At 45.3% G+C, this 328-nt stretch carries 1 rRNA gene; it reads right to left on the reverse strand.

From position 1 onward, the window contains the following. Positions 1 to 294 (reverse strand): 16S ribosomal RNA (locus EZV73_RS28560); the annotation flags it as partial. Positions 295 to 328 lie beyond the last annotated feature (34 nt).

Here is a 328-nt window from a genome sequence, read left to right on the forward strand (position 1 = left end):
CGTCGCCTTGGTAAGCCRTTACCTTACCAACTAGCTAATCAGACGCGGGTCCATCCCATACCGATAAATCTTTGACATYTMARCCATGCGAYTMAAATGTGTTATCAGGTATTAATCATCGTTTCCAATGGCTATCCCTGTGTATRGGRCAGGTTACCCACGCGTTACTCACCCGTCCGCCGCTTTCCAGTTAATCCATCATCCGAAGAATCTGTCATAACCTTCTCGCTCGACTTGCATGTGTTAGGCACGCCGCCAGCGTTCATCCTGAGCCAGGATCAAACTCTTAAATAAAATTTAAGATAATAACTCTCGTTATCAACTGGTT

It is taken from the genome of Acidaminobacter sp. JC074 (assembly GCF_022496765.1).
Classification (GTDB): domain Bacteria; phylum Bacillota; class Clostridia; order Peptostreptococcales; family Acidaminobacteraceae; genus JABXKX01.